This is a genomic window from Wenjunlia vitaminophila DSM 41686 (assembly GCF_000380165.1).
Taxonomy (GTDB): Bacteria; Actinomycetota; Actinomycetes; order Streptomycetales; family Streptomycetaceae; genus Wenjunlia; species Wenjunlia vitaminophila.
In genome coordinates this window covers 1-16,543 of the sequence record NZ_KB904679.1, presented here as the reverse complement: position 1 = coordinate 16,543, position 16,543 = coordinate 1, and the positions used below count along the sequence as shown (strand labels likewise).

Annotated in this window: 11 protein-coding genes; 7 read left to right on the top strand and 4 right to left on the bottom strand. The window is 71.8% G+C overall.

Going from position 1 to position 16,543, the window contains the following annotated elements:
* Nucleotides 1-8 precede the first annotated feature (8 nt).
* Nucleotides 9-1,460: a type 1 periplasmic-binding domain-containing protein gene (locus A3IG_RS0116740; protein WP_018384732.1), complete on the top strand. Its 1,452-nt coding sequence runs from the start codon at nucleotides 9-11 to the stop codon at nucleotides 1,458-1,460.
* Between the two features lie 48 nt (nucleotides 1,461-1,508).
* Here the strand turns inward: A3IG_RS0116740 and A3IG_RS30065 are convergent, their stop codons facing one another.
* Nucleotides 1,509-1,910, bottom strand: coding sequence for an STAS domain-containing protein (locus A3IG_RS30065; protein WP_018384731.1), 402 nt, complete (start codon nucleotides 1,908-1,910; stop codon nucleotides 1,509-1,511).
* A gap of 315 nt (nucleotides 1,911-2,225) precedes the next feature.
* Nucleotides 2,226-3,266, bottom strand: coding sequence for an adenosine deaminase (locus A3IG_RS0116730; protein ID WP_018384730.1), 1,041 nt, complete (start codon nucleotides 3,264-3,266; stop codon nucleotides 2,226-2,228).
* Nucleotides 3,267-3,573: 307 nt separating this feature from the next.
* Here A3IG_RS0116730 and A3IG_RS0116725 point away from each other — a divergent pair, with 307 nt between their 5' ends.
* The gene (locus A3IG_RS0116725) at nucleotides 3,574-5,124 is read left to right on the top strand and encodes a CoA-acylating methylmalonate-semialdehyde dehydrogenase (RefSeq protein WP_201787456.1); all 1,551 of its coding nucleotides are present in this window, start codon (nucleotides 3,574-3,576) and stop codon (nucleotides 5,122-5,124) included.
* On the opposite strand, the gene A3IG_RS30060 is transcribed toward A3IG_RS0116725, so the two are convergent.
* A complete protein-coding gene (locus A3IG_RS30060; RefSeq protein WP_018384728.1) occupies nucleotides 5,096-5,809 on the bottom strand; it encodes a phosphatase PAP2 family protein in 714 nt (237 codons plus the stop codon). The genes A3IG_RS0116725 and A3IG_RS30060 overlap by 29 nt on opposite strands.
* A 484-nt stretch (nucleotides 5,810-6,293) precedes the next feature.
* Between A3IG_RS30060 and A3IG_RS30055 the strand changes: the two genes are divergently transcribed.
* The gene (locus A3IG_RS30055; RefSeq protein WP_018384727.1) at nucleotides 6,294-8,792 is read left to right on the top strand and encodes a hypothetical protein; all 2,499 of its coding nucleotides are present in this window, start codon (nucleotides 6,294-6,296) and stop codon (nucleotides 8,790-8,792) included.
* Nucleotides 8,793-8,867: 75 nt separating this feature from the next.
* On the opposite strand, the gene aspS is transcribed toward A3IG_RS30055, so the two are convergent.
* Nucleotides 8,868-10,208: an aspartate--tRNA(Asn) ligase gene (gene aspS, locus A3IG_RS0116710; protein WP_018384726.1), complete on the bottom strand. Its 1,341-nt coding sequence runs from the start codon at nucleotides 10,206-10,208 to the stop codon at nucleotides 8,868-8,870.
* A 614-nt stretch (nucleotides 10,209-10,822) separates the two neighbouring features.
* On the opposite strand from aspS, the gene A3IG_RS0116705 reads away from it, so the two are divergent.
* The 4 genes from A3IG_RS0116705 to ispG form a co-directional block, all read left to right on the top strand.
* Nucleotides 10,823-12,802 carry an acyl-CoA dehydrogenase family protein gene (locus A3IG_RS0116705; RefSeq protein WP_018384725.1) on the top strand — a complete coding sequence of 660 codons (1,980 nt, stop codon included), beginning with the start codon at nucleotides 10,823-10,825 and terminating at the stop codon, nucleotides 12,800-12,802.
* Between the two features lie 42 nt (nucleotides 12,803-12,844).
* A complete protein-coding gene (dxr, locus tag A3IG_RS0116700; RefSeq protein ID WP_018384724.1) occupies nucleotides 12,845-14,113 on the top strand; it encodes a 1-deoxy-D-xylulose-5-phosphate reductoisomerase in 1,269 nt (422 codons plus the stop codon).
* Entirely contained in the window at nucleotides 14,110-15,411 is a 1,302-nt protein-coding gene (locus A3IG_RS0116695) for a M50 family metallopeptidase (RefSeq protein ID WP_018384723.1), read from the top strand. The genes dxr and A3IG_RS0116695 overlap by 4 nt, the downstream gene beginning before the upstream one ends.
* A 151-nt stretch (nucleotides 15,412-15,562) precedes the next feature.
* Nucleotides 15,563-16,543 (top strand): flavodoxin-dependent (E)-4-hydroxy-3-methylbut-2-enyl-diphosphate synthase (ispG, locus tag A3IG_RS0116690; protein ID WP_078500594.1); only part of this gene is annotated, 981 nt, incomplete at its 3' end.

Genomic DNA, 16,543 nt, shown 5'->3' with positions numbered 1-16,543 from the left:
GGCATCAGGTGAGTCACCCACGTCTGGGTCCAGGCCCCTTCTACTACCGGCACCCCCTCCTCACGGCGCTCATCGTGGTCGCCGCGCTGGCGACGGTGACCGGAGGCGTCGTGGGCTGGCGCCACCTGCGCGACCAGGACGACTGCGGCTCGGGCCTGGAGGCGCGCGGCGAGCAGTGCGTCGGGCTCACCGACGGCGGGCACCCCTTCTTCGACGAGCTCCGCGGCGTCTCGCAGAGGATCGAAGCGGAGAACGACCGGGTCGAGCAGACCGGGAAGGAGTACGTGACCATCGCCTTCGCGCGGCCGATGGGCGAAGGGCAGAGCGGTGCCATCCGGGACAGTCTCGCAGGGGCGTACGCCGCCCAGTGGCGGGCCAACAGGGGCGTGAGGGGGGAGAGCCCGCTGATCCGGCTGGTCATCGGGAACTTCGGCGAGCGCTCGGAGCACTGGAAGGTCACCGCCGAGAAGATCGTGGAGGAGTCGAAGGAGGACAACGGCGTGGTCGCGGTCGCCGGGATCAGCCGCAGCACCAAGGCCAACGGCGAGGCCATGCGCTACCTGTCCGAGCACGGCATCCCCATGGTCAGCGACGTGCTCACCGTGGACGAGGTCCCCGGCGTGCGGACGCTGGCCCGGGTCGCCCCCACCAACAGCGACCAGGCCACGGCGGCGGCGGAGTGGCTGAAGGACCAGAAGGTCCGCAGGGTACAACTCGTCTTCGACCGCGACGAGAACGAGACGTACTCCACCAGCCTGCGCACCGCCTTCCGTGAGGCGTACGCAGGAGACGGCCACGCCCTGGTGGAGGAGCGAGGCTCCTACGCCGGGCGGTTGCCCTCGCTGGGTGACCGGTTCTCCGCACTGATCGACAACCTGTGTTACTCGAACACCAGAACAATCTACTTCGCCGGGCGTTCCGACGCGCTCAGGGTGTTCGTGGCCCAACTGGGCAACCGTGGCTGCCAGGACGTCGGGTTCACCGTCGTCACCGGCGACGACGCGACCCTGCTGCGCTCCGACGAACAGCTCGACCAGGCGCTGGCCGGCAGGATCAGGCTGGTCTACACCGGCCTGACCCATCCCGGAGTGTGGGACAGGGCCGAGGTGAACAGGCCGGCGGTGCGATTCTTCACCGAGACGTTCACCAGCAAGGACTGGTTTCCCGACGCCACGCTGACCGATGGGCACGCGGTGATGGCCCACGACGCGGTGTTGACCGCCATCGCCGCGATACGGTACCGCACCGATCAGGGACCGTCGTCGCTCTCCCCGGAGGCCGTGCAACAGAAGCTCCAGGTGCTCAACGGGGTGCACAGGGTCCCCGGCGCCAGCGGAGACATCTCCCTGGACAACGAGGGGTATGCCCAGAACAAGGCGGTTCCGGTGCTCGAGCTGCGCCCCCACGGCGGGGTCGAGCTGAGGGACGTCTCCTACCCGGACGGCCACCCGCCCCGGTAGCCGCGCCGGTGACCCGCGGGCGGACCCGGGGGCGGGACCGCGGGCAGGCTAGGCGATGGCGCCCTGGTCGGCCTGCGTGGGGGTGTCACTCGCGCTGGCTGCCCTGGCGAGCGCCGACGGCAGGTCGGAGAAGACGTCGAAGGCCCGCAACAGCCTGGTGACCTGGAGCAGCCGCAGGATGTGCCGGCGATTGGTCACCACGTACAGCCGGCCGCCCCGGGCTGCGGTCCTGGCCCGCACCCGGCACAGCGCGGTCAGCGCCCCGCAGTCCATGAAGGCCAACTGCCGCAGGTCAAGGACGAGGGCGGGGCGCGGCTGGACAGTCAGGGCGTCGAGCCGGGCGGACAGCCGGGGCGTGGCGAACAGGTCGAGTTCGCCGCGCAGCTCCACCACGATGGTGTCGCCGACGCGCCTCTCCCGGACGCTGAAGGTCAGTTCGTCGTGATACATGGCCTGTGCCCCCTCAACTGATCGCGGGGCAGCGGGGCTGCGAGGCGTGTGGGTGGTGGGCGGCGAGGGCGCGGCAGCGCCGTTCGCCCGACGCGCAGGCATCCGCGCTTCCGCAGACGCTGCCGGGGACCTGGGTCGGCGGCTGCGGGGTATCGGGTAGGAGATACCCGTTCACCAGGGGAAAACGCCCGGACAGCGCAGACAGCACAAGTTGTCCGGAAGCAGGCCCTGCCGGTGCGGGCACATCCGGGCGCCAACACACGGGCAGTGATGGGGCGACGCGCATAGACCGCCGCCCCACCGTACGACGGTGCCTCAGGACCCCCAGTTCGCCAGGTAGGTGTCGATCGACGCGGTCAGCTCGGCCTTTCCGGGGGCGTCCAGGAAGGACACCGACACGGCGTTCTTGGCCAGTTCCGCGACCCCGGCCTCGTCCAGCCCCAGCAACCGGGCGGCGACCGCGTACTCGGTGTTGAGGTCGGTGCCGAACATCGGGGGGTCGTCGCTGTTGACGGTCACCACCAGACCCGCCTCGACCATCCGGCGGATCGGGTGCTCGTCCAGGTCTGCCACCGCGCGGGTGGCGACGTTCGACGTCGGGCAGACCTCCAGCGGAATGCGGTGCTCACCGAGATGGTCCACCAGGGCCGGGTCCTGGACGACGCTGGTGCCGTGCCCGATCCGTTCGGCTCCCAGGTGGCGCAGGGCGTCCCACACCGTCTGCGGCCCCGTCGTCTCCCCCGCGTGCGGAACGCTGTGCAGGCCGGCGGCCCGCGCCCGGTCGAAGTACGGCTGGAACTGCGGGCGGGCCACCCCGATCTCCGGGCCGCCGAGTCCGAAGCTCACCAGTCCCGCCGGCTGGACCTCGGTTGCGATGCGCACCGTCTCCTCGGCCGCCTCGAGTCCCGCCTCACCGGGGATGTCGAAGCACCAGCGCAGCACCACGCCCAGTTCGGCCTCCGCGGCCCGTCGGGCGTCCTCGATGGCGTCGCAGAACTCCCGGTCCGGGATGCCCCGCCGGGTGGAGCTGTACGGGGTCACGGTGAGCTCGGCGTAGCGGATGTTCTGCCGGGCCATGTCCCGGGCCACCTCGTAGGTGAGCAGGCGCACGTCCTCGGCGTCCTGCACCAGGTCCACCACGCTCAGGTAGACCTCGATGAAGTGGGCGAAGTCGCGGAACGTGAAGTACTCGGCCAGCGCGGCGGGATCGGTCGGGACCGGTGCGCCCGGGTGTCGGGCGGCGAGCTGCGCCACGATGCGGGGCGACGCCGAACCCACGTGGTGCACGTGCAACTCCGCCTTGGGGAGCCCGGCTATGAACGCGTCGATGCCCTGGGGACTGGTGGTCTGGGACATGTGGTGTGACCTTCCTGCCTGCGGGGTGGCGCGGGCCATCGTAGTCCGCGACGCGGGGCGGGACCCCGGACGTGGTACGGCGTGCCTGGCCCCGGGGAGCCCCCGGTGGAGGCCGACCCGGGCGGGACGTTGGCTTCGGCGGACGCTGACCGGGTGTGCCCCGGGTGCCGGGGCTGTGGTGGCCCCGCCCCCGCGCACGCCGACACCCCCGCCCCCGCCCCCGCGCACGCACACGCCGACACCCACGGCCACGCCCGGGCCGGGGAGACGCCGTGGGCAGGGGGCATTGCGGGGCGGGCTGGCCACCATGAGACTGGCGGTTCGGGAGTTGTCCCCCATAGGAGGGTCGGCACTGGTGAGCAACCACATTTCCCACTGGATCGCGGGCCGGACCTGGTCCGGTACCGCGCAGCGGCGCGGTGACGTGTACGACCCGGCCACCGGAAGGGTGACCGGGCAGGTGGACTTCGCCGGCACGGCGGAGGTGGACGAGGCCGTCCGGGCCGCCAGGGAGGCGTACCCGCGGTGGCGGGACACCTCGGTGGCCCGGCGGGTCAGCGTGTTGTTCGCGTTCCGGGAGCTGCTGAACTCCCGGCGGGAGGAGCTGGCCTCGATCATCGTCTCCGAGCACGGCAAGGTGCACGCGGACGCCCTGGGCGAGGTGGCCCGCGGCCTGGAGGTGGTGGAGTTCGCCTGCGGGGTGCCGCACCTGCTCAAGGGCGGGTTCACCGAGAACGCGTCGACCGGGATCGACGTCTACTCGGTCCGCCAGCCGCTGGGTCCCGTCGCGGTCATCTCACCGTTCAACTTCCCGGCCATGGTGCCCATGTGGTTCTTCCCCATCGCCATCGCCGCGGGCAACACGGTGGTGCTCAAGCCCTCGGAGAAGGATCCGTCGGCCGCCAACTTCCTGGCCGGTCTCTGGCGCGAGGCGGGGCTGCCCGACGGCGTGTACAACGTGGTGCACGGGGACAAGGTGGCCGTGGACCGACTGCTGGAACACCCCGACATCAAGGCGGTGTCCTTCGTCGGCTCGACCCCGATCGCCCGGTACGTGTACGAGACGGGCACCCGGCACGGCAAGCGGGTCCAGGCGCTCGGCGGAGCCAAGAACCACATGCTGGTGCTGCCCGACGCCGATCTGGACCTGGCCGCCGACGCCGCGGTCAACGCGGGTTTCGGGTCCGCGGGGGAGCGCTGCATGGCGGTCTCGGTGCTGGTCGCGGTCGACCCGGTGGGCGACGACCTGGTGTCAAAGATCAAGGACCGGATGGCTGGCCTGCGGGTGGGGCCGGGCTGCCGCGCCGACTCGGAGATGGGCCCGCTCGTCACCGGCCAGCACCGGGACAAGGTGACCGCCTACCTCGACGCGGGGGTCGCCGAGGGGGCGGAGCTCGCGGTGGACGGCCGTCGCCACCCGGTGGGCGGGGAGGACACGGCTGACGGCTTCTGGCTGGGCCCCACGCTCTTCGACCGGGTGAAGCCCGGGATGTCCGTCTACGACGACGAGATCTTCGGGCCCGTGCTCTCCGTGGTGAGGGTGCCGTCCTACGACGCCGGTCTGGAGCTGGTCAACAGCAGTCCCTACGGCAACGGCACTGCGGTGTTCACCAACGACGGCGGTGCCGCCCGCAGGTTCCGCAACGAGGTCGAGGTGGGCATGGTGGGGATCAACGTGCCGATCCCGGTACCGGTCGCCTACTACTCCTTCGGAGGGTGGAAGGCGTCCCTGTTCGGCGACAGCCACGCCTACGGCATGGACGGGGTGCACTTCTTCACCCGGAGCAAGGCGGTCACCCAGCGCTGGCTCGACCCGTCCCACGGGGGGATCAACCTGGGTTTCCCGACCAACCGCTGACCGCTACCGCCCGACCTCGACCGACCCGGCCGCCGCCCGGTCCCGCCAGCCCGGCCCGGAGCGCGAGGAGCACCGTCCCGGACAGGCACCAGGCGGCCACCACGTCCAGCGCCCAGTGGTAGCCGCACCAGACCAGGGCCACCCCCACGGCCGCGTTCAGCGCCGCGGCGGCCCAGGTCAGGCCCCGGCGGCCGGCCGGCGCGAGCAGCACCGCGGCGCCGTAGCACACGGCCGCGGTGGCGGTGTGCCCGGAGGGGTAGAAGCCGAGCTGGCCGGGATCGAGTGTCCCGTCCGGCCCCTCCCGGCCCACGACCGCCTTCATGGGGACCACCAGCAACGGGACCGCCGCCCCGGCGACCGCGGCCCAGACGAGGGGAAGCCACCAGCGAACAGCGTCCCGGCGACGGTTCCACCAGGCGGAGCCCAGCGCCGCCGCGGCCAGCACCGGACCCGCCACCAGCGTGCCCCCGAGGTCGGCGAGGAGTTCCGCCGCCCACGGCCGCACCGGCTCGTCGGCACCCCGGTGCGGCACCGCGTCCCGAGCCCGTTCGTCGAGGACCAGCAGGGCCCCGTCGTCCACCACCTGCCAGGTGATCAGGACCAGCAGCACCAGCATTCCGAGCGCCAGCAGGGACCACCCGGGGAACCGGGGGCCGAGCGGAGGAACGACCCACCGGGGAAGCACGCGGCGCCGCCCCGGAACGGGGGGGAGAGTTCCGGGGCGGCTGTGGCGATCCTCGGCCCGGCCGCCCCGGGGGGTGTGGGGCGACTGGTCGAGTGACCGGCGATGGTTGCCGCGGCTTTCGGCTGCGGCGCCGTGCGCGAGGGCACGTGCGTACCGGAGGTGGGGAGCCCCCGGTGGGGTGTCGCTCGCGTGCTGCTGCGAACTGGGTGTTTCAGCCATCTGAAAGAGACCGTACGGGAGCGGGGGGCCAGCGGGCGAGTCGGATCACCCGTCCGCCATCAGGCTCGCACAGGTTCTTCACTGACCCCCGGGCAACCCGTCCGACCCCCGTCCGAGCGTCCACCCCCGGGCGTGACCTCCCGCCCGTGCCCGCCGCCCGGCTCCGCGGGACGCCAGAACTGACACGCCCTCGGCCGCACGTGGCAACTCGACTACATTGAGTGGCAGTTCAGGGTGGTGGCACGGTACGGAGGGAACGCGCGCTATGGACGGTGGCGGCAGCATGGGTTTCCAGCAGCCGGCGGACGCCGATCCGGCGCCCAGCCCGGCCGGGCAGGTGCCCCGGCCGGCCGGCCCGCCACCGGTGCCCCCCCGCCCCGCGGCTCCCCCCTCGCCCCACCGTGACCTGGTGACCTGGGTGCACACCGAACGTCCCGTGGACGTCCCGGGTGTCTACCGGTTCGGTCACGTCCCCCGCCCGCCGGAGGACCCCGACCGGATCACCAACCGCCGGCTGCTGCTCGGTGCGCTGCTGTCCCCGGTACTCGGCTGGGTGGTCTGGCGACTGGTCTACCTCGACGTCATCCCGGCCTGGCGGTTCCTCGCGCTGGTCAGCCCGGAGTCCTGGGACGACGAGGAACTCATGTGGGACTCGTACTTCTGGTTGCTGCGTCTGACGGTGGTCGCCGGCGTCCTGTACTTCGGGCAGTGGCTGGAGGTGTACCGGCGGTTCGTGGAGCCCCGGGTGCCGCCCCGGGTGCTGGCCCTGCCCCCGCTGCGCCGGTTCACCACGCCCGAACTGCTCCGCGACGCCCCGTCCCCGCACACCGCGGTCCCCGCCCACGACCGCCGCAGGCGGGGCGCCGACACCCCGTCCCCCCGGCTGCTGGTCCAGGCCCTCCTCACCGCCGTGCTCGGCTGGGTGGTGTGGCGGCTGATGTGGGAGGACACCATCCCGGTCTGGTGGTTCCTCGAGCGGATCGCCCCCGAGTCGTGGTTGGACGAGGACCTCGTCTGGGACTCGTACGCCTGGTTGCTGCGTCTGACGGTGGTCGCCGGCGTCCTGTACTTCGGGCAGTGGCTGGAGGTGTACCGGCGGTTCGTGGAGCCCCGGGTGCCCCCCCGGGTGCTGGCCCTGCCCCCGCTGCGCACGTTCACCGCCCGCCGGCCACCCCGCCGGCCGGAGCCCCCCCTGCCGGCCCCCGCCTCCGCCTGGCCGGACCTCCGGGCGGCCGGCGCCACGGCGCTCGCCGACCGACTGGACGCCGAGGTGCGCTCGGGGCGGATGACCGACGTGGACTACGTGCGGATCAGCCGGGCCTGGGAGAACGCCAGGATGCACGCCGAACGGTCCCGCGTGGTCACCGAGACCGTGCTGCGCCAGGGCGGCGCGTCGTTCACCCACCCGTCCGGCGCGCGGGACCTGCCAGCCAGGAGCGAGGCCCGGCACGACCTCCTGGTGTCGCAGCTTCGCCTGGGGCTGGCCCCGGACCAGGAGAAGAACCCCTGGGCCTACCGGAACGCGGCCATCGCCCTGGACCCGGGCATGCTCAGCACCTCCCTGGTGGCCGTGGGGCCGCCGGGCTCTGGCAAGACCCGCTCCGTGCTGCGTCCGGTGGTGGAGAGCCTGAACCTCCAGGCACTGTGCGGCCGGGCCGCGGTGGTGGCGGTGGGGCCGGCCGAGGCGGACCTCGGGCCCCGCGAGGCGTTCGACGTGGTGATCTCGCTCGGGGACCCGGCGTCCGACTACGACTTCGACCTCTACGGGGGCGCCGCCGACCCCGACGAGGCGGCGGCCTGCCTGGCCGAAGCGCTGCTACCCGAGGGGGAGGTGGACAGCCGTGCGGCCAGGACGGCGCTGGGGCAGCTCCTCGGCCCGTTCCACGCCGCCCACGGGCGCTACCCAGCGGTGGGCGAGCTGCGCGAACTCCTGGACGGCACCCCCGACGCCTTCGCGGCGTTGCGTGGCGTGCTGGACGCCGCGGGCGCCCACCAGCACCTGCGTGACCTGATGGCCCGGGAACGCCTGCACGGCCGGCCCGAGGACGTCGGCCCCGCGCTGGCCGACCGGGTGGCGCTGCTCAACCGCCCGGCCTTCGCCGGCTTCTTCGACGTGCACGGCCTCAGCCACCCGTTCTCGCTGCGCGCCCTGGAACATCCGCTGCGGGTGCGGATCTGCCTTCCCGCCAGGGGCCACGCCGAGGCGAGCCGCATCCTCACCCGACTGGTCCTGGCGCAGTTCGCCGCGGCGGTGGCGGCCCGCGCCGACCGGTCGCTGTTCGCCTGCCTGGTGGTGGACGACGCCGCCCACGCGGTGACCGAGGAGACGGTACGGGACCTCCAGCGCCTGCGGTCCGGGCACGCCGGGGCGGTGCTGGCGCTGCGTTCCCTCGACGACGTCCCCGAGCCGCTGCGCGGCGCGCTGCTCGGAGCGGTGGGCTGTCACGTGGCGCTCGCCGGGATCAACACCTGGGACGGTGGCTACTTCGCCGAGACCTGGGGGAAGACGTGGGTGGACGACCCGCGGGTGACCCGCGCCCCCGACCACTACGGGGGTTCGTTCCGGCGCAGCATGAACACCCTGCGCAAGCTGGTCACCGGCCGGGCGGTGACGACGGAGTCGGTGACCGTGCGCAAGGTGGAACGGGAACGGTGGTCCGCCTCCGAGCTGGCCCACTCGGTGCCGCCGGGCCACGCCGTGGTCTCGCTGGTCACCGCGTCCGGCGAGCGGGTGCCCCCGCTCCTGGTGGACCTGAACGGGTGAGCTCCCGCCCGGCGGGCGTCCCCGCGGGGGGCGGCCCGTCCGGGCGGTGGCTCCGGACCGGCCGCACCCCGGGCGTCAGGGAGTGAGACGGTGCAGGTCGCGTGGGAACAGCGTGACGCGACGGACGTTGTCGGCCGCCGTGAGGCGGGCGGTCCAGCGTTCCAGGCCCAGGGCGAAGCCGCCGTGCGGGGGCATGCCGTGTCGGAAGGCGGCGAGGTACCCCGCATACGGTTCCGGTGACTCGCCACGGGCCGACAGGGCGGCGAGGTAGTCCTCGTGGCGGTGCAGGCGCTGGCCACCGGTGACCAGTTCCAGGCCGCGGAAGAGCAGGTCGAAGCTGTTGGAGTACTGCGGCCTGCCGGGTTCGGGATGGGTGTAGAAGGGGCGCTTGGCCATCGGATAGCCGGTGACGAAGAGGAACTCGCTGCCGTGCTCACGCAGCGCCCACCGGGACAGCCACCGCTCGTGGGCCGGGGACAGGTCCGGCTCGCCGCGGGGGTCCTCATCGGTGTGGGCGGCGAGCAGTTCCTGGGCCTCGGCGAAGTGGAGCACCGGGATGCGCTCCGGGACCTCCGGCGGTGTGACGCCCAGCAGCGCGCAGGCCTCGCCGGCCCGCTCCTCCACCGTCGCCGTCATGACGGCGAGGACCTCGCGCAGCACGGCCATGACGTCGTGGTGGTCGGCGACGAATCCGAGTTCGGCGTCGAGGGAGGTGTACTGCGCCAGGTGGCGTGCCGTGTCGTGGGGTTCGGCACGGAACACCGGGCCCGTTTCGTAGACGCGCTCGAAGACACCGACCATGGCCTGCTTGAAGAACTGCGGTGACTGGGCGAGGTAGGCGGTGCGGCCGAACCAGTCGAGGGAGAAGACGTTGGCGCCCGACTCGGTAGCCGAGGCCACCACCTTCGGGGTGTGGATCTCGGTGAAGCCCAGCGCGTCCAGCGCCGCCCGGAAGCCGGCGACCGACGCCGCGGCGAGGGTGTGCGGGGCCCGCAGCAGCGGGTGGCGCAGGGCGACGGGGGCGTGGTCGAGGACGGTCGGCAGCGTGGCGGGCACCACGGGGCGGTAGAGGTCGAACGGCGGAGGCGCGGCCGGCCCGGACAGGGCGGACACGGTCGGGGAGGTCACCTCGACTCCGCCGGGGGCCTGGGCCCGTGCGGTCGCGGTGCCGGTGACCTGCAGGACGGTCTCTTCGGGCAGGGCACAGAGCGCGGCCACGGCCCGGGGTTCGGAGAGCACGGCCTGGGCCAGCCCGGAGCGGTCCCGCAGGACGAGGAAGGCGACCGACTTCAAGACCCTCTTGCGGTGGAGCCAGCCCTTGAGGGTCACCTGCCGACCGATCCGTGCCGTGAGCTCCGCGGCCAGGGTTCGGGGAAAGGGGACGGGGAGGGTGGGGATGGGTTTCGGGGAGATCATCACAGTCCTCGGGTGAGCGCGTGGTGATCCCTTGGGAGTGCGGGCGAGAAGGGGAACTCGCGGTACCACCGCACCTTCGCCGCCGCCGTGACGGGCGGCGGCCTCGACGGGCCCGGTGACGGGGGCCGGCCGGCGGGGCATTGGGCATCGGTGCCGTTCCTCCCCGCACTCGGGAGGGTCTTCGCCACCAGGGGCAGGTCCGCCTTCCCAGCTACCGGCGGCTCTCTCCACCTGCCCGGACCCGGTGACTACTCGTCTCCGTCAGCGCGTTACCCGGAGCGTACGGGCGCGTTGGCGCGGGCGGCAACCGGATACCGGGGACCCGGGTGACCACCCGGCCGGGCGGTTGCGTCCCCCGGCCGCGGCAGCAGGGGGCGCAGCCAGTGGCGTGATTCCACCGGTCGGCGGTCCGGTGGCGATAGGGCAGGGCGAAGCGGGGTATTACGGTCAAGTAGCACTGGCCGGTAACCGGCACTCACCGCCCGTGGGAGGGCGTGTCCGGCGAACGCCCAGGCCGGACGGGCGATCCGCCCGGTGGCGCGTCGCCCCTCCCCGCCCTGCTCCGCGGGAGTCCGTTCCCCCTGCCCGAGGGCGGGGTTTCCCCGGAGGATTCGATGACCGCAGCGTCCACGCCGCGCAGCCGGACAACGATCAGCGAGGCAGAGGCCCGTAGGGTCGCGGAGGCCGCCCGGGAGAAGGACTGGCGCAAACCCAGCTTCGCCAAGGAGCTGTTCCTCGGCCGGTTCCGCCTCGACCTGATCCATCCGCACCCGCTGCCCGCCCCCGAGGACCAGGCACGGGGCGAAGCGTTCCTGCACAGGCTGCGCGAGTTCTGCGAGACGCGGATCGACGGCGCCCGGGTCGAACGGGACGCCAGGATCCCCGACGACGTCCTGCTGGGCCTGAAGGAACTCGGGGCGCTCGGCATGAAGATCGACGAGCAGTACGGCGGCCTCGGACTCACCCAGGTCTACTACAACCGCGCGCTGGCCCTGGTCAACAGCGTCAGCCCCGCCGTCGGCGCGCTGCTCTCCGCGCACCAGTCGATCGGGGTTCCCCAACCGTTGAAGCTGTTCGGAACCCCCGAGCAGAAGGAGCGTTTCCTGCCCCGGTGCGCACGCTCGGACATCTCCGCCTTCCTGCTCACCGAACCCGACGTGGGCTCGGACCCGGCGCGGCTGGCCACCACCGCGGTCCCGACCGAGGACGGCGACGCCTACGTCGTTGACGGGGTCAAGCTGTGGACCACCAACGGCGTGGTGGCCGACCTGCTGGTGGTGATGGCCCGGGTGCCCGCGGGCGAGGGGCACCGGGGCGGCATCACCGCCTTCGTCGTCGAGGCCGACTCCCCGGGCATCACCGTGGAGAACCGCAACGCCTTCATGGGCCTGCGCGGCATCGAGAACGGCGTCACCCGCTTCCACCAGGTCCGGGTCCCCGCCGCCAACCGCATCGGTGCCGAGGGCGCCGGGCTGCGGATCGCCCTGACCACGCTCAACACCGGACGGCTCTCGCTGCCCGCGGCCTGCTCCGGGGCCGCCAAGTGGTGTGTGCGGATCGCCCGCGAGTGGTCCTGCGCCCGGGAGCAGTGGGGCCGGCAGATCGGCCGGCACGAGGCGGTGGGCACCAAGGTGGCGTTCATCGCGGCCACGGCGTTCGCCCTGGAGTCCGTGGTCGAGCTGGCCAGCCAGATGGCCGACGAGGAACGCAACGACATCCGGATCGAGGCCGCCTTGGCCAAACTGTACGGGTCGGAGATGGCCTGGCTGGTCGCGGACGAGCTGGTCCAGATCCGAGGTGGCCGCGGCTTCGAGACCGCCGAGTCGCTGGCCGCCCGCGGTGAGCGGGCGGTGCCCGCGGAACAGGTGCTGCGGGACCTGCGGATCAACCGGATCTTCGAGGGGTCCACCGAGATCATGCACCTCCTGATCGCCAGGGAGGCGGTGGACGCCCACCTGTCCGTGGCCGGCGACCTGATCGACCCGGAGAAGGACCTGCGGAGCAAGGGCAGGGCCGCGGTGCGCGCCGGGGGCTTCTACGCCCGCTGGCTGCCCAGGCTCGTCGCCGGCCCCGGGCAGGTGCCCGGCAGCTACGCCGCGTTCCACCCGCCCGGTCACCCGGACCTCGCCCGCCACCTGCGCTTCGTCGAACGCAGCGCCCGTCGTCTGGCCCGTTCCACCTTCTACGGGATGTCCCGCTGGCAGGGCCGGATGGAGACCAAGCAGGGCTTCCTCGGCAGGGTCGTGGACATCGGCGCCGAACTGTTCGCGATGAGCGCGGTCTGCGTCCGCGCACAGATGCTCCGTGAGCAGGCCGCGACCGGGACGGAGGACCCCGGCGGCACACCGGGGACGGCCGCGTACGAACTGGCCGACCTGTTCTGCTGCCAGGCCAGGCTGCGGGTGCAGGAGGTCTTCCACCGCCTGTGGCACAACACCGACGAGCTCGACGGCAAGGCGGTGCGCCGGGTCATGGCCGGCGACTACGCGTGGCTGGAGGAGGGCGTCCTCGATCCCTCGGGCGACGGGCCGTGGATCGCGGAACCGGCCCAGCAGCCCCCGGCAGACAGGAATCTGCACCGCCCCGTGCACTGAGGTGCGGGGCACGGGCCCCGCGCACCGGTCCACAATGGGGGGATGACGCAGACCTCACTGGCCGATCCCCACCTCCTGCCTCCCACGGTCACCGCCGAAGGCGACGGCGGCTGCCGGGACGTGGTCGTCCTGGGCTCCACCGGTTCCATCGGCACCCAGGCGATCGACGTGGTGGTGCGCAACCCGGAGCGTTTCCGGGTGGTCGCGCTGTCCGCCTCGGGCAGCCGGGTGGAGCTGCTTGCCGAGCAGGCGCACCAACTCGACGTCCGAGCCGTGGGTGTCGCCGACGAGGCGGCGGCCGGACCGCTCCGTGAGGCGCTGCGGGCCCGGTACGGGACCCGCCGGCTGCCCGAGCTGGTGGTCGGTCCGGACGCTTCGACGGAACTCGCCGGCCACCCCTGTGACACGGTGCTCAACGGCATCACCGGTTCCATCGGTCTCGCGCCCACCCTGGCGGCGCTGCGTGCCGGGCGCATCCTGGCCCTGGCCAACAAGGAGTCACTGATCGTCGGTGGCCCACTGGTGCGGGAGCTGGCCTCGCCCGGTCAGATCGTCCCGGTGGACTCGGAGCACTCGGCCCTGTTCCAGGCGCTGCGCGGGGGGTCCCGCCCCGAGGTGCGCCGGCTGCTGGTCACCGCCAGCGGGGGGCCGTTCCGCGGCCGCACCCGGGAGGAGCTGGAAGGGGTCACCCCCGAGCAGGCGCTGGCCCATCCGACCTGGGACATGGGTCCGGTGATCACGATCAACTCGGCAACCCTGGTCAACAAGGGGCTCGAGGTGATCGAGGCCCACCTGCTCTACGACATCCCGTTCGACCGGATCGACGTCGTGGTCCACCCGCAGTCGTACGTGCATTCGATGGTCGAGTTCGTGGACGGTTCGACGCTGGCCCAGGTCAGCCCGCCCGACATGCGGATGCCGATCGCCCTGGCACTGGGGTGGCCACACCGGGTGCCGGACGCCGCGCCGGCCTGCGACTGGACCAAGGCCAGCCGATGGGAGTTCTTCCCCCTCGACGACGCGGCGTTCCCCGCCGTCGCGCTCTCCCGGCAGGTCGGTACCCTCGGAGGGACAGCGCCCGCGGTGTTCAACGCCGCCAACGAGGAGTGCGTGGCCGCGTTCATGGCCGGGCGGCTGCCCTTCAACGCGATCGTGGACACGGTCGCCAGGACGGTGCAGGAGCACGGGACGCCCCCGGCGGGCAACCAGTTGTCGCTCGGCGACGTCCTGGAGGCCGAGGAGTGGGCCAGGGCCAGGGCCAGGGAGCTGGCCGGAACGCAGGCGGGGACGAGGACAGGGACGACTGTATGACGGAACTGATGACGGTCCTGGGCATAGTCGTCTTCTTCCTGGGGTTGCTGTTCTCCATCGCCTGGCACGAGCTGGGGCACCTGTCCACGGCCAAGCTCTTCGGCATCCGGGTGCCGCAGTACATGGTCGGCTTCGGGCCGACGATCTGGTCCCGGCGCAGGGGCGAGACGGAGTACGGCATCAAGGCACTGCCGCTGGGCGGCTACATCCGGATGATCGGGATGTTCCCACCCGGGGACGACGGGAAGGTCACGGCACGTTCGACCTCCCCGTGGCGCGGCATGATCGAGGACGCCCGCTCCGCCGCCTACGAGGAGTTGCAGCCCGGCGACGAGGGCCGGATGTTCTACACGCGCAAGCCGTGGAAGCGCGTGATCGTGATGCTCGCCGGGCCGTTCATGAACCTCATCCTGGCGGTGGCGCTGTTCGCCGGTGTGCTGATGGGGTTCGGAGTCAGCACCCCGACCACCACCGTGGGCAGCGTCGGCGACTGTGTGGTGCCGGCCTCAGCCAATTCGGACACCTGTCCGAAGGGGGCCAAGGACACCCCCGCCGAGACGGCGGGGCTCCGGGCCGGTGACAAGATCATCTCGTTCGACGGCCGCCCCATGCAGGACTGGGGCGCGCTGCAACGGGCCATCCGGGACTCCTCCGGCACGGTCGCCATCGGCGTCGAGCGCGGCGGCAAGGAGGTGACCCTCACGGCCGACGTGGTGCGCAACGAGGTCACCAGGATCGACGGGGACGGCGACTACGTTCCGGGCGAGACGGAGAAGGCCGGATTCCTGGGCTTCACCCCGGCGTCCGGCATCGTCAAGCAGAGTCCGTCGCAGACCGCCGACCGTATGGGCGACATCGTGGTGGACGGTGTCGAGCGGCTGATCGAGATCCCCTCACGGGTCCCCGCGCTGTGGGGTGCGGCCTTCCAGGGGGAGGAGCGGGAGGCCGACTCGCCGATGGGCGTGGTGGGCGCGGCCAGGGTCGGCGGTGACGTGTTCGCCCTCGACGCCCCGCCGGAGCAGCGGGTCGCGTTCATGCTGTTCCTGGTGGCCGGATTCAATCTGTCGCTGTTCCTGTTCAACATGTTGCCGCTGTTGCCGTTGGACGGCGGGCACGTCGCCGGGGCCCTGTGGGAGTCGATCCGACGGCACGCCGCCCGGGTGTTCCGCCGGCCAGATCCCGGGCCGTTCGACGTGGCCCGGCTGATGCCGGTCGCCTACGTGGTGGCCGGGGTCTTCATCTGTTTCACCTTGTTGGTCCTGGTAGCGGATCTGTTCAATCCGGTTCGGATCAACTGATGCGGCGATCGGCGGATGATCGGGTGCGCTCGCCCGGTGATCGGGAAGCTGTACCGAACCACAAGCGTCATGCCGCATCATGGGTTGCCGTACCGTTGGTCGTCGAGGTCCGTGTGTCAATGTCATTGAGCCACGTGGGGATGCACATCTAATGAGTTCCGTTTCGCTCGGAATGCCGTCCGTTCCGGTCAAGCTCGCCGAGCGTCGTAAGACTCGGCGGATCAATGTGGGTTCGGTTCCTGTGGGGGACGGGGCTCCGGTGTCGGTGCAGTCGATGACGACGACGGTCACCGCGGATGTGGGTGCGACGTTGCAGCAGATCGCTGAGTTGACGGCGTCTGGTTGTCAGATCGTGCGGGTGGCGTGTCCGAGTCAGGATGATGCGGAGGCGTTGGCGCAGATCGCGCGGAAGTCGCAGATTCCGGTGATTGCGGACATTCATTTTCAGCCGAAGTATGTGTTTGCGGCGATTGATGCCGGGTGTGCGGCGGTTCGGGTGAATCCGGGGAACATCCGGCAGTTCGATGACAAGGTGAAGGAGATCGCGCGGGCGGCGTCGGCGGCTGGGGTGCCGATTCGGATCGGGGTGAACGCGGGGTCGTTGGACAAGCGGTTGTTGGCGAAGTACGGGCGGGCGACTCCTGAGGCGTTGGTGGAGTCGGCGTTGTGGGAGTGTTCGTTGTTCGAGGAGCACGGGTTCCGGGACATCAAGATCTCGGTGAAGCACAACGATCCGGTGGTGATGGTCAATGCGTACCGGTTGTTGGCGAGTCGGTGTGATTATCCGTTGCATTTGGGTGTGACGGAGGCGGGTCCTGCGTTTCAGGGGACGATCAAGTCGGCGGTGGCGTTTGGTGCGTTGTTGTCGGAGGGGATCGGGGACACGATTCGGGTGTCGTTGTCGGCGCCTCCGGTGGAGGAGGTGAAGGTGGGGGCGCAGATTCTGGAGTCGTTGGGGTTGCGGGAGCGGCGGTTGGAGATCGTGTCGTGTCCGTCGTGTGGTCGGGCGCAGGTGGATGTGTATCGGTTGGCGGATGAGGTGACGGCGGGGCTGGATGGTATGGAGGTGCCGTTGCGGGTGGCGGTGATGGGGTGTGTGGTCAATGGTCCTGGTGAGGCCAGGGAGGCTGAT

Coding starts and splice junctions, on each gene's coding strand:
- A3IG_RS30065 (WP_018384731.1), bottom strand. CDS start 1,910: ATGTATCACGACGAACTGACCTTCAGCGTCCGGGAGAGGCGCGTCGGC.
- A3IG_RS0116730 (WP_018384730.1), bottom strand. CDS start 3,266: ATGTCCCAGACCACCAGTCCCCAGGGCATCGACGCGTTCATAGCCGGG.
- A3IG_RS0116725 (WP_201787456.1), top strand. CDS start 3,574: ATGAGACTGGCGGTTCGGGAGTTGTCCCCCATAGGAGGGTCGGCACTG.
- A3IG_RS30055 (WP_018384727.1), top strand. CDS start 6,294: ATGGACGGTGGCGGCAGCATGGGTTTCCAGCAGCCGGCGGACGCCGAT.
- aspS (WP_018384726.1), bottom strand. CDS start 10,208: ATGATCTCCCCGAAACCCATCCCCACCCTCCCCGTCCCCTTTCCCCGA.
- A3IG_RS0116705 (WP_018384725.1), top strand. CDS start 10,823: ATGACCGCAGCGTCCACGCCGCGCAGCCGGACAACGATCAGCGAGGCA.
- dxr (WP_018384724.1), top strand. CDS start 12,845: ATGACGCAGACCTCACTGGCCGATCCCCACCTCCTGCCTCCCACGGTC.
- A3IG_RS0116695 (WP_018384723.1), top strand. CDS start 14,110: ATGACGGAACTGATGACGGTCCTGGGCATAGTCGTCTTCTTCCTGGGG.